The following is a 12477-nucleotide window of genomic DNA, read 5'->3' on the forward strand; positions in this document are numbered from 1 at the left end:
GCGGATCGCGGCAAGCGTCGGGGCATTGACGCCAGTCGACCTGCCCCGACATGCGTTTTCATTTGGCTGCGAGCAGATATCCCTCGTTCGGATCATCGAGCGCAGCGCCGTTGACCGTCACCGAGCATCGATCCGCATCCACCCTCGAAACGGAAACCTGATATTTCCCGCTCGGAAGATCGAGTTCAGCGGAGAAGCCGTCCCATCCGGCCGGCAGGACCGGCTTGACATGCAGGCGGCCATTCTCCGAGCGGATGCCGAGGATGCCCTCCACCGCCACCCGGTAGAGCCAGCCGGCCGAGCCGGTGTACCAGCTCCAGCCGCCGCGGCCCTTGAGAGCACCCTCGCCATAGATGTCGCCGGCAATCACATAGGGCTCGATGCGGTAGACGTCTGCCGACGATTTGTCGAGCGAATGGTTGATCGGATTCAACATCTCGAAAGCGCGCCAGGCGTCGTCGGCCCGGCCCATGCGGGCAAGGGCGAGCACCGCCCAGGTAGCGGCATGGGTGTACTGGCCGCCATTTTCGCGAACGCCGGGCGGATAGGCCTTGATGACGCCGGGATCGTTGACCGGCTTGACGAAGGGCGGCGTCAAGAGGCGGATGAACCTGCCTTCCTCATCCACGAGCTTGTCGCGTACGGCCTTCATCGCCATCTCGCTGCGCTCCGGATTGCCCTCGCCCGACAATACGCTCCAGGACTGGGCGATCGAGTCGATCTTATCCTCTTCGGACTGGCTGGAGCCGAGCGGAGCGCCGTTGTCATAATAACCGCGGCGATAATATTCACCGTCCCAGCCGGCCGTTTCGATCGCTTCCTTGAGCTTGCCAAGATGCGCCGTCCAGTGGCTGACACGTTTCGTATCGCCTCGTGCCTCCGCATAGGCGATGAAGCGGCGCAAGGCACCGGCCAGGAACCAGCCGAGCCAGACGCTCTCGCCGCGACCGGCCATGCCGACGCGATCCATCTTGTCGCACCAGTCACCGCTCATCATCAGCGGCAGGCCGTTGACGCCGGTCCGCTTGATTGCGAGATCAAGGCCGAGGGCGGCGTGCTCGTAAAGCGATGCGGTCTCCTCGGAGACACGCGGTTGCAGGAAGGCATCGTACTGACCGGGGCTCAGCTGCGCGCCTTCGACGAAGGGCAACATCTCGTCCATGATGGCCGCGTCGCCTGTGGCGGTGCAATATTGATCGATCGCATAGGCAAGCCAGACCGGATCGTCGGAGATGTTGGTGCGAACGCCGGCGCCGCTGTCTGCCAGCCACCAGTGCTGGAAGTCGCCCTCCGGAAACTGACGCCGGCCGGTATTGAGGATCTGCCGGCGCGCGATATCGGGCGAATGCAGCAGGAAGGCCAGCGAATCCTGCAGCTGGTCGCGCAGGTTCCAGGCACCGCTCGACTGGTAGAAGGCCGTGCGGGCCATGATGCGGCAGCCATATGTCTGATAGGGCAGCCAGCTGTTGACCATGAAGTCGAGGCGCTGATCCGGTGTCGAAACGCGCGTCTTGCCGGTAAACTTCTTCCAGAAGTCGCGGGTCCGGCCGAGTATGTCCTCGAACGTGACTGAGCGGATTTCGGCAATCAGGGCCGCCGCGTCCTCCTGCGAGGCAGCGTCGCCCATATAGAAGCAGACTTCGCGTACCTCGCCGGGCTCGATCGTCAGATCGAAGGCCAGTGCGGCTGCAGGATCGCCGTCAAGATCCAAAGCGTTGGAGAGACGCGACCCTGCCGAAACGGTGCGCGGCTGCTGGATCGTCCCGTGCCGGCCGATGAATTCGCGACGGCTCGTCGAAACGCTCGACGGGGTTTCGCTTGCCGCGAATGCCGCGACACGCGTTCCAAAGCTCACGCTGAACGGGTTGCTCGCAAAGACTGCCCCACTTGCGCTGTCGAAGCTGGAGACGATGAAGGGTTTGCTCTTGGTCGGATGGTTGCCGAGGATCCATTCGGCATAACCATAGAGCCGCAGCTTGCGTGCCTCGCCCGCATCGTTGCGAATGCGCAGCCGTGTCAGCTTGACCGACTTTTCCATATGGAGGGTCTGCGTGACCTCCAGGGCGATCTCGTCCTGGACCGTCGAGAAGACCGAGTAACCAAGGCCGTGACGGGCCTCGAAGCGCGTGTCGGAGCGCTGCGCCAGCGAGGCATAGGGGACGATGACCGAACCGCGATCGAGATCCTTGAGGTAGAAAGCTTCACCCGGACGGTTGGTGACCATGTCGTTGGTCCAGGGCGTCAGCTGATGATCGCGCGAGTTCTGGCTCCAGGTAAAGGCCGCGCCTTCCGCCGAGACATAGAAGCCGAAACTGTCATTGGCCACGATATTGACCCAGGGGTGCGGCGTCTGCTCGCCACCGGAAAGGCGCACGACATATTCGCTGCCATCGGCCGCAAAGCCGCCATAGCCGTTCCAGAAGGCGAGATCGCTGCCGTCGGCCGATACGGGCTGAACGGGATCGCGCACCATTCTCGGCACGAGGGTGGAATCCCCCCACTGGCCAAGCAACGCCGGCGAACCGGTCACGGAACGAGCCTTCTGCAGCTGGTCGATGAGGCTGCCGTCCCGGCCTCGCAGCACGACGCGGGAGGCGGCGATGATGGCGTCATAGGCCTCCGGCGATGTCAGGTCCTTGCGCAGCACATAAATATTACGCTGGATGCCGGCAATCTCGCTGGCATGACGTGCCGCGTCGCAAAGCTGGTCGATCGTGCGCTGCATTTCCGCAGCCGCCTCGCCGGTGCGCTCGTTGAAGATGACGAGATCGACCTCGACGCCGCGCGACTGCAGGAGCCCCTGAGCGCGCAGCAGTTCCTTAACGAGATCCGTCCCGAGCTCGTCGGCGATGCGCAGCGTCATCAGCGGCGCATCACCCGACAAAGTCGCACCCCAGAGCACGGACTGGGACTTGAGACCCTCGCGAACCGCCTTGCTGTCGGCGCGCAGCGCCATGTCGGGATAGATGATGTAGCGCGCGAACCTCTGGTAGGCGGCGGCCTCCTTCGAGTTGACGCCGATCTGGCGCAGCTGGCTTTGTGTTCTCGTCCAGGCCTGCACGAGGCCCTGGGCAAAGCTTTCCGGCTGGCGATAATGCTCCAGCGCCGCTTCGAGTTCGGCACGTTCGGCCGCAACGACGGTCCAGAAGGTCACGCTGACCTTCTGGCCGGCCGGGATGCGGAGCGTACGGCGCAGCGATACGCAGGCATCCATGGTGAAACCGTCGGTACCCGACAGCTGTACACCGGCATCGAAGGCGGCGGCTTCGGTCAGGGTGCGTCCGCGGCCGAGGAAACGCATGCGGTCCGTCTCGAATTGCGTCGGGCCGTTTTCGCCCGACGTATCGACGATAAGCTGCGCAATCGCGACATCGGGATCGGTGAGGCCGCGCTTCTGGCGTTCGACGATAACAGCATCGCCGGAAGCCGCGATCTCGGTCTTCAGGAACATGCGGGCAAAGACCGGATGGCCCGTATCGACGATATCGAGTGTCGCGACCGGCTCCATATAGGAGGTCACTTCGATGACGCGATCTTCCGTGCCGGTATTGGTGATCGTGAGACGGCGGCCTTCCGCATCGTGATCGCTGGCGACAAAGACTTCCATCTCGCTCGTCAGTTCGCCGACAGTCTTGATGAACTCGGCCTTGTCGTCGCTGAAGCTGACGCGGACATGTTCATTGGCGATCGAGCGCGGCTCTGCCGTCGCTGACCACCATTCGTTCGACGCCGTATCCCGCAGGAAGATGAAGGAACCCCAGCGATCTTCCGTCGGGTCGGCCCGCCACCGGTTGACAGAGAGGTTCTTCCAGCGGCTGTAGCCGGACCCCGTCGCCGTCAGCATGGTCGAATAACGGCCGTTGGAGAGCAGCAGCAATTCTCGCTCGCGCGACGCCGGATCTTCAAGGCGGCGCACTTCCGGACGCATAAGATCGCCCTGGATGGTCGCAGGCGCATCGGTTTCATGCTTGGCGGCCATAACCGGAATGTCGCGCGGCGCCTTTTCCTGCAGCAGCAGTTCGGCCGCCTCGATGACGGGATCGGCGTGGAAGAGTTCGCGCAGCATGCCGTCGAAGACGACGTTGGCGACGGCTGCGATCGACATGCCGTGATGGTGCGCATAGTAGTTATAGACCACGGCGCACTGCTTGCCTTCCGGCACGCGGTTCGGCGTGAAATCTACGGCATCGTGGAAGCCATACATGCCAAGCGCACCGACGGCCCGCAGCCTGTTGAGGTTTTCGAGTGCGGCGACCGGGTCGTACTGGCTCGCCAGCAGCGAGGCATAAGGGGCGATGACGGCGTTCTGGCCAAGACCACGCTTCAGGCCGAGCGTCGGCACGCCGAAATTGCTGTACTGGTAGTTCATCTGGTGGTCGCGGGCATTGAAGGCCGCTTCCGAGATGCCCCAGGGGGTGCCGAGCTTGCGGGCATAGTTCATCTGCTCGAGAACGATCAGATTGTTGGTCTGGTTGAGAATACCGCCGCTGCGCTCCTGCATGACGAGCGGCGGCATGAGATATTCGAACATCGAGCCGGACCAGGAGACGAGCGCCCCGCGCGAGCCGACAGGCACGACGTGACGGCCGAGCTTGTACCAGTGCTCCGTCGGCAGGTCGCCCTTGGCAACGGAGAAAAGGCTGGTCAGGCGCGCTTCGGAGGCAAGCAGGTCGTAGCAGGCGGCATCGACTTCTTCCGTCTCCACCCGGAAGCCGATCGACAGCAGCCGGCGCTCGGGGCGATAGAGGAAGCTGAAATCCATGTCGAGCGCGGTTTCGCGGGCGCGGTTGCCGACGCGGGTCAGCCTTTCGCTGATGGCGTCCTCCTGTGAGGGATCGAAGGCCTTGTCGGTCTGATGGAGCTCGCAGGTTGCCACGAGCTTCTCGGCCCAATAGACGACTTCGTCGCTCTGTGCCGTCTTCACCTCACGATCGAGGCTGCCGGCAAGTTCGCGAATTTCACGCGCCTGCCCGGCAAACCGCTCGATCAGGCCGGAGGAGAATTCCTTCTCCCGCCTGCCGGTGGCGACCGCCGTTTCGAGATCGGCAATCCGGCCGTCCAGCCGGTCGTGCAGGGACCGGATTGACTTGTCTTCTTCCCGAAGCTCGTTCAGCACCTCGCGAAGAATGGCAGCGACATCGCCGATGCCATCGAGATCGGTGTGAATGTGTGCGAGAGGAGACTGCGCCCAGATACGGCAGGCCGAGGAAACGGCAATCAGATGGCCGGCGAAATTGCCGCTGTCAACCGATGACACATAGCGGCGACCGAGCGGCTTCAGCGTGTCGGTATGATACCAGTTGAAGAGGTGGCCGCGATATTTTTCGAGCCTGTCGACGGTTTCAATCGTCTGTTCGATGCGTTTGACCGCGTCTTCGAAGGAAATCCAGCCGAAACGGCGTGCCGAAATCACCGACAGCAGGTAGACGCCGATATTGGTCGGCGAGGTGCGCATCGCGACGACGGCGTGCGGCGTCTGCTGGACGTTGTCCGGCGGCAGGTAATGCTGGCCGGGTACCACGAAGTGATCGAAATAGCGCCAGGTGCGCCGTGCGATCTTGCGAAGCTCGCTGCGCACGTTATCGGGCACGTCGAGCCGGTCTTCGGTTTCCGCCGTCTGGCTGACCGTCCAGGCGATGGCCGGCGAAAGGATCCAGAGAATGACGAAGGGAAGGCCGACCATCCAGGCGCTGTCGCCGGACGAAATCGTAAAGAGCAGCGCCAGGACGGCCAGCACCGGTGCCCGCCACATGACCTTGTAGTGACCGACAATGGTCGTCTGTGCCATAGCCTGGGCGCTTGCGGCCGTGCGCCATTGCAGCATCAGCTTGCGGCTGACGAAGAGGCGGTAGAGCGAGCGGATGATGGCATCGGCCATGACGCAGGCAATGTCGGCGATGAAGACGATGCGCATCGCCACCTGGGCGTTGGCATTCTCGATGTCTTTCCAGACGGTATGGAGGTGCGCCTGCAGGATGATGTCGCTGGTGCGCGGGATGATACCGTTGATCAGCGACAGGGTCGGCGCGACAAACAGGGAGAAGATCAGCAGGATCTGCCAGATGAGCGCGCCGAGCGGGTCCATCCAGTACCAGCCGAGAACGGATGCCAGGAACCAGGCGATCGGGGTCAGCGAGCGACGCAGGTTGTCGAACATCTTCCAGCAGCCGAGCGCGGTCACACCGCGACGGTCGTCGAAGATGTAAGGCAGAAGCTGCCAGTCGCCGCGTGCCCAGCGATGCTGGCGCGAGACTTCCACTTCGTAGCGAATTGGAAAATCCTCGACCAGTTCGCAGTCCGTCACCAGCGCGCAACGCGCCATCGAACCTTCGAGCAGGTCGTGGCTGAGAACCGAGTTCTCCTTGATCCGTCCCTTCAGCGAAGCTTCGAAAGCGTCGACATGGTAGAGACCCTTGCCGGTGAAGGTGCCTTCGCCGGTAATGTCCTGATAGACGTCGGAAACGGCAAAGACGTAAGGATCAAGGCCGCGGTTGACCGAGAAGACGCGCTGGAAGGTAGAGGCGTCCTTGCCTGTCGTGAGCGACGGCGTCACACGCGGCTGCAGCACGCCATAGCCGTCAACCACGCGCTGTTTCTTCTCGTCGAAGACCGGCCGGTTGATCGGATGATGCAGCTTGCCGACAAGTTTCGTCACGGTGTCGCGGACGACACGCGTGTCGCTGTCGAGCGTCATCACATATTTGACGTCCTGCGGCACGACATCGGCGCCCGGCAGAAAGCTCGTGTTCGGCTCGCCGCGCAAAAGCATGTTGAGTTCATGCAGCTTGCCGCGCTTGCGTTCCCAGCCCATCCAGGCGCCTTCGGCGGGATTGTACTGGCGGCGGCGATGCAGGAGATAAAAGCGCTGCTTGCCGTTTTCGGCATAACGCGCCTCCAGGTTGGCGATCTTGCTCAGCGCATAATCGAGCACTTCGAGATCGCGGGCGTTCTGCTCCTCCTGCGCGTCCGGCCAGTCGCTCAGCAGCGCATAGTAGATTTCACCGCGCGCGTTGGCGAGATAATGGACCTCGAGATTGCGAACGAGCTCATCGACATGTTCCCGCTTGCCGATCAGGCAGGGGATGGTGACGAGCGTACGGGCTTCGGCCGGCAGCCCCTTCTTGAATTCGTAGCCGACAAGGCGATCCGGCGTGATGAAGAAGGTGGCGAAGAAGTTGAAGAGGCCGGTCGCTCCCTCGGAGGCGGGAAGCGCGAACATCGCCAACAGCACGACCGTCGCAAAAAGCGGCATGCCGGCATCGACAAAAATCGCATCGGTGATGACGAGCGCCAGCAGCGTCAGGAGCAGCACCGGCACGGCGATTGCCAGCCAGTTCAACTTGCGGATGACGCGCATGAACCGCAGGCCGAGCGGCGGCCGGAAGCCGATCTCCCTTTCGAGCGCCGGGCGCCCGTTGCCGACGAAATAATAGCCGACATTGCCGGCGGCGGACGACGGATCCTGACGGCCCGCCTTCGCACCCTCGGCCAGACGGACGGCCGCTTCGGCTATATCCATTTCCGTCTTGTCGGAGCGCTTGGCAAGCTTCTCGATCTGGCGGCGATAGCTGTTGCGGGAACCGGAATCGAGTTCGGCATAATCCGTCTGCTGCCAGAGCAGCTTGTCGATCGTACTGACTTCTTCGACCCATTCGGACCAGTCGGTATCGTTGATCTCGCGCAGGCTCTTGATGATGCTGCCCATCAGCGCATTGGCTGCGCCGAGGCGGACCTGTTCGGCCGACATGACGGCCTCGGCGTCCGTTCCCTTCGCCGCAAGCCTGGTCTCAAGCCAGGTCAGTGCGGCTTCGGTCGGCTCAAGCGCGTTGCGCAGCCGGTAATGAAGCTGGGTGACGAAAGTCGTGTCGTCGAGATTGGCGGAAAGCGTTTCGAGGTAGCCTGCGGCCCCGGCATCGCCGAGCGCGATCGCCTGTGTGGCGGCCGCATTGGCGCTCGAGCGCATTTCACGGCTCTTGTCGATGCGGGTCGCGACATGGCGAAGATTGTCGATCAGCACGTAGCGAACGAGCGAAGGCAGCGCCCAGAGTTCGCCGATGCGCAGCGTCTCCCTGTCCTGAAAGCCTTCGGTAACAGCCGCCATGCCGGCATTGCTGATATTGCTGTGCGCATGCGCCATATAGAGCCAGGCGAGCGCCAGCGTGCGCGGCACTTCGGTCCCGTCGAGCGTGATCTTGCGCAATTCCCGATAGAATTTCTTCGGGAAATCGCGGCGTACTTCCTGGATCGCTTCCTCGACGATGTAGTGGTTGTCGAGCAGCCATTCGGCGGCCGGCGTGATGCTCTCGCCCGCATCGACATCCGCTGCAGCCGCGCGATAGACCCTCAGGATCTCCGCCTCGTTTTCCCGATGCCGCTGGAAGAAATCGAATCCCTTGAAACTTGCCACGTCCAGCGCGCGGCTTTCTGCAAACTCCGCGGCCTTGACCCTCAACTGCTCATTCGACAGCAGGGGCGCGCGGATGCCGAAATCGGGATCTGCGGCGGTTGCCTGAACATGCGCGCTCGAAGCGCCCGTAATCTTTTGAGAGGACATAGCGTTTTCTCTTCTACTGGGTTCGTGTCCGGCCAATGCATTCTTGCGGAACTGGATGCGAGAAGGGGCACGAGCGTTTCGAATTGGGCATCTTCATTGCTTTTTAGCGGGAGTTTACATTCAAACTTGGATTGTTCGAAATGGCGGATAGTGGTCAATAGCGGCGGCAAAATGAACGGGCGATTAATCGGGCCGTCAGCCAGGAAAAATGGCCCCCCGGCCTCATGCGGCCACCTCTGTCGACGCCACGCGAAACGCAATCGACCGGCCGGAGCCATCACGGCTCCGGCCGGTCGAATTTTTGTTACGGCAGTGAGTTTTGGCCGCTCAGTCGCGGGCTGTTTCAGGCCGCCAGCAACTCATCCGTCGGGCCGAAGAATTCATAGTGGATGCGATCGCTGGAAACGCCAAGCGCCCGCAGATCACCGACAACCGACCGCAGGAAGGGCTTGGGGCCGCAAATATAGAAGTTTGCCGTTTTGATCGGTGTGTTCGCCTCCAGCCAGCTTCCGGTGATGAAGCCATCCTCGTCATGCGAAAAGCCCGCCACGTCCCTGTCTGACGGATCGCTGTAGAAGGTGCTGACGGCGACGCGGCCATGGCGTTGGGCAAGGGAGCGGACATGCCTGTCCATCGCGTGCGTCGAGCTATTGAGCGCACCGTGAACGAAATGCGCTTCGACGTCAGGATAGTCGGCCGCGATCGCTTCCAGCATGCTGACCATGGGTGTCAGACCGACACCACCGGACAGCAGGATTACTTCGCTGTTCGGTTCCTCGGGCAGGAAGAAGTCTCCGGCAGGCGGAGTGACCCTCAAGATCGTCCCCACCTCGACGTGATCATGCAGGTAGCGCGACGCGCCCTTGCCGTTTTCTTCCCGCTTGACCGATATGCGGTAGAAGTCCTGGTTCGGGCCGGACGAGATGGAATAATTCCGCTTCATCCTGATGCCGTCGGGAAGGCTGAAGTCGAAGGTCAGATATTGGCCGGCGCGATGCAGGGCCACGGCTTGTCCGTCAACGGGGCGCAGGACGAAGGAAGTAACGACATCGCTTTCCTTGATTTTTTCGGCCACCCTGAATTCGCGCCAGCCATTCCAGCCGCCGGCCCGCTTTTCAAGCTCTGCCCGTATCTGTTCCTCTCTTTCGATCAGGGTATCGGCCAGAAACCAATAGGCTTCTCCCCAGGCGTCCATCAGCTCCTCGGATGCCGCGTCGCCCAGGACTTCACGGATTGCTGCCAGCAACGATTTGGCGACATAGGGATAATGTTCCGACAGGATATGAAAACCGATGTGCTTGTGCGCGATCCGTTCGATGACGGGAACGAGGGGCGCGAGGTTGTCGATATTCTGGGCATAACCGACAATCGCTGCCGCCAGCGCGTGAACCTGGGAGCCGTTCTCGCCGTGGTTGGCCTGATTGAAGAGTGCCTTGATATGCTCGTCTTTAAACAGCAGCCCATACATGGTCTTGGTAATATCGCTCGCATGGGCGGCGACCGCCGGAGCACTCTGCTTCACCAGTTCAATGGTGCGTGCCGAAAGCGGATTAGGCATGTTCTTTCCTTTCACTACTATCAACATGGAGGGGATCGCGATCGAAGAATTCGATCTGAAACTGTACCGGGCCGTGAAGCTCGAGATGATGCTCCACCTCAGGCAGGATCCGGCCGATACAATCGGGGTTTAAGGGGCTCACGGTCTGCCCTGTCACCAGACGCATGCTGCCCGTCAGGACGCGGATGAGCGCCCAGGCACCGGGTTTGACCCGGTGGCTTTCGAGAAGGGCCGCTGGCACGGTCGCTTCGTCGAAGATCTTCGTCGTCCTGTATGGCTTCGGCACCGGCGCAGGCTTTTCAGCCCGCAGCTCGAGCATCTCTCCGGTCAGTGCCAGGTTCAGCCGCGAGGCAATTCGCCCCGCCTTGACCTGCATCTCCTGCGCGACCTTGAGCGGCAGCATCTCGTTCGTCGTCTCACGCCAGATCGCAAGCCAACGCTCAAACATTGCCGGCTCTATCCTGTCGGCGTGGATCAGGTGCATGGCAACGGGATTGCCCTTGTATTTGCCCGATGTCAGCATCAGCGATGACCAGAATTCGGTCAGTCGCTGCAAATGCTCCGGCCAATCGGAGACCACGGCGAAAACCGGGCCGAGCATCGGATCGCGCCGAACCCTCTCGTAAAATCGCTCCAGCAGGGGGAGGATCTGTTCCTCTTCCAACCTCGTCGCATCCATCGCATCGCTCCATAATCATGCATTTGGGATGCATGTATACGTAGCCAGAAAAAGATGCTATTTAAATGCATGATTTCTCTTTGGGCGTTTTGACGCAGGTGCCATGAAGCTTACACGGTACACCGACTATGCAATCCGCGTGATGATTTACCTCGGCTCACACGAGGGAGAAATCCGCTCGATCAAGGAGGTCGCCGACGCCTACGCCATCTCCCAGAACCATCTGATGAAGGTGGTTCAGGATCTGGCGAAAGCCGGTTTCGTGGAATCGATCCGGGGCAGGCACGGTGGCATTCGGCTTGGCCGCCCGGCCGCCGCTACCAACCTCGGCAAGCTGCTGCGGCATACGGAAGGCCTCGACGACATTCTCGAGTGCTCCTCCTGTGCCATCAGGGGCGGCTGCGGCATGCCGCCTATCCTGCGAGAGGCGACCGAGGCTTTTGTCGGCGTCTTCGACCGCTACAGCGTCGCCGATATCATAGAACGGAAAGACGTGCTGAAGGCGTTCTTTGCCGCCGCATGACTGACGGCCGTCCGCCCCCTGCCCTTCAGGTACTTCCGCGCATTTCGACATGCGGTTCGATCAGCAGGTGCCGGGCCTCCTCGCGACCATCGATCCTGCCGAGCAATACCTCGGCTGCGGTTCTGCCCAGGCCGGCGGCGTTCTGGTCCACGCTCGTCAGGCCGACGAGCGGTATGGCCGCCATGGGCGAATTGTCGTAGCCGATAATCGCAAGATCTTCCGGCACCCGCACGCCGCTCATGCGCGCAGCATTGATGAGCGGAACGGCATCGAGATCCGACCAGACGAAGACAGCGCGGGGGCGATCCTTCAAAGCCAGGAAATCATTGATTGCGGGCCTGCGATCCACGCCGACGGGCGGCAGGCGGATGATGCGGCCCTCCAGACCGGCGGCCTTCGTGGCCGCCAGATAACCCTTCTCGCGCTGGAGCGCGACGACGGTCTGCGGTGAATCGCCAAGCTCATAACCGAGCATCGCGATGGACTCGTAACCGGATCGCAATGCCGCCTCCACCGCCAGAGCAGCTCCCCTGCGGTCATCGGAATTGACCGTGTCGTAGGTCTGAGCGTGCGGTTCGTGATGGGCAATGACGACGATCGGGATCTGACGCGCGTAACGCTCCAGCACCCTGCCCGATATCCTGGGAGCGATGATCAGCACACCGTCCATGCGATTATCAATCATCGATTCGATCATCGACGCCTCGATCGGGCTCGTGGAACGGCCGATGCCGATCAGCGCCTTGAAGCCGCTCTCCGCCAGCGTGGCGTTCGCCTCCTCGATGACGCCGGCCAGGAACGGGTTCGACAATTCGATGACGAGGACGCCGACCGTCTGCGTACGGCCGCGCATGGCGCGCGCGGCCACGGAAGGCCGGTAATTCAGCTTCTCGATCGAGGTCTCGACCTTCGTTCGCAAGACGTCGCTGACGCCGTAGGCATTGCGCAGAACCTTCGATACCGCAGCGACGGAGACGCCGGCATCCTGAGCCACGTCACGGATCGTGATCCTGTCTCTTGTCGCGTTAACGGCCTGATTTTTCATTCCAAATTGCCTCACTCTCACGTGTCCCGAAAATTATAGGCACAAAAGCTCTTGCGCGGCAATCGATAGTGTAGAATGATATACATAGAACGATACACACGAGCGACCGCCGGAGGAA

5 protein-coding genes are annotated in these 12477 nt (G+C 61.7%); 1 reads left to right on the forward strand and 4 read right to left on the reverse strand.

Annotated elements, in window-relative coordinates; all coding sequences use genetic code 11:
- Window positions 1-58: 58 nt before the first annotated feature.
- The 3 genes from ACFPWW_RS15705 to ACFPWW_RS15715 form a co-directional block, all read right to left on the reverse strand.
- Window positions 59-8554 carry a GH36-type glycosyl hydrolase domain-containing protein gene (locus ACFPWW_RS15705; protein ID WP_377312438.1) on the reverse strand — a complete coding sequence of 2832 codons (8496 nt, stop codon included), beginning with the start codon at window positions 8552-8554 and terminating at the stop codon, window positions 59-61.
- A gap of 343 nt (window positions 8555-8897) precedes the next feature.
- On the reverse strand, window positions 8898-10112 hold the full coding sequence (gene hmpA, locus ACFPWW_RS15710) for an NO-inducible flavohemoprotein (RefSeq protein ID WP_377312439.1): 1215 nt from the start codon (window positions 10110-10112) through the stop codon (window positions 8898-8900).
- On the reverse strand, window positions 10105-10791 hold the full coding sequence (locus ACFPWW_RS15715) for a DUF1971 domain-containing protein (protein WP_112570024.1): 687 nt from the start codon (window positions 10789-10791) through the stop codon (window positions 10105-10107). Before ACFPWW_RS15715 ends, hmpA begins: the two co-directional genes overlap by 8 nt.
- Window positions 10792-10894: 103 nt before the next feature.
- Here ACFPWW_RS15715 and ACFPWW_RS15720 point away from each other — a divergent pair, with 103 nt between their 5' ends.
- Window positions 10895-11314 carry an RrF2 family transcriptional regulator gene (locus ACFPWW_RS15720; RefSeq protein WP_112570022.1) on the forward strand — a complete coding sequence of 140 codons (420 nt, stop codon included), beginning with the start codon at window positions 10895-10897 and terminating at the stop codon, window positions 11312-11314.
- Between the two features lie 25 nt (window positions 11315-11339).
- On the opposite strand, the gene ACFPWW_RS15725 is transcribed toward ACFPWW_RS15720, so the two are convergent.
- On the reverse strand, window positions 11340-12359 hold the full coding sequence (locus tag ACFPWW_RS15725; protein WP_112570020.1) for a LacI family DNA-binding transcriptional regulator: 1020 nt from the start codon (window positions 12357-12359) through the stop codon (window positions 11340-11342).
- Window positions 12360-12477 lie beyond the last annotated feature (118 nt).

Origin of the sequence: Rhizobium sp. GCM10022189 (assembly GCF_042656325.1) — a bacterium.
GTDB lineage: Bacteria > Pseudomonadota > Alphaproteobacteria > Rhizobiales > Rhizobiaceae > Rhizobium.

Bases quoted from the DNA above. Each gene is read 5' to 3' on its own strand.
- ACFPWW_RS15705 (WP_377312438.1), bottom strand. From the start codon at position 8,554: ATGTCCTCTCAAAAGATTACGGGCGCTTCGAGCGCGCATGTTCAGGCA.
- hmpA (WP_377312439.1), bottom strand. From the start codon at position 10,112: ATGCCTAATCCGCTTTCGGCACGCACCATTGAACTGGTGAAGCAGAGT.
- ACFPWW_RS15715 (WP_112570024.1), bottom strand. From the start codon at position 10,791: ATGGATGCGACGAGGTTGGAAGAGGAACAGATCCTCCCCCTGCTGGAG.
- ACFPWW_RS15720 (WP_112570022.1), top strand. From the start codon at position 10,895: ATGAAGCTTACACGGTACACCGACTATGCAATCCGCGTGATGATTTAC.
- ACFPWW_RS15725 (WP_112570020.1), bottom strand. From the start codon at position 12,359: ATGAAAAATCAGGCCGTTAACGCGACAAGAGACAGGATCACGATCCGT.